Annotated in this window: 1 pseudogene; it reads left to right on the forward strand. The window is 48.2% G+C overall.

The window, feature by feature from the left end:
* Positions 1-139 precede the first annotated feature (139 nt).
* A pseudogene (locus tag KDM89_RS19630) lies at positions 140-485 on the forward strand (hypothetical protein); the annotation flags it as partial.

A 485-nucleotide genomic window follows, 5' to 3' on the forward strand; every position in this document is an offset into this window, starting at 1 on the left:
TCATTTTTTGCAATATTTGAATAAAACTCAGACAAAATCTCATGACCCCACATACAAACAAGCTTGCAAAACTTTGATACACAGCAACAGTCACTCAGGCATAAGCTGAAAGTACATTCACTCAGCCGGAGATACGACGATGAAGCAAGGTAAATATGTATTGGCCACTTCTTTACTCGCAGCCTTGAGCGCCTGTGGCGGTGGCGGCGGCTCAACGACAGCAACGGATAATCCGCAAACACCGCCAAGTGCTGCAACCGCGGCACCGGTTTCCGTACCTATTGTCGTGAGTGACGCTTCATCGGAAAATTGGGCCGCAATCAATATCACCCTAGTTTCACTGACGCTGACGGACACCAATGGCAAACAAACTGCCAATTTATTGAGTACACCGTGGTCAGGAAATCTGGAACAATTAGATAACATTGCTTCCAGTTTGCAGGCTGCCACGCTAGTGTCAGGCAGCACCTATACCGGAGCCACGC

The sequence above is a fragment of the Cognatundibacterium luofuense genome, assembly GCF_018139685.1.
In the GTDB taxonomy this organism is placed as follows: Bacteria; Pseudomonadota; Gammaproteobacteria; order Burkholderiales; family Burkholderiaceae_D; genus Undibacterium; species Undibacterium luofuense.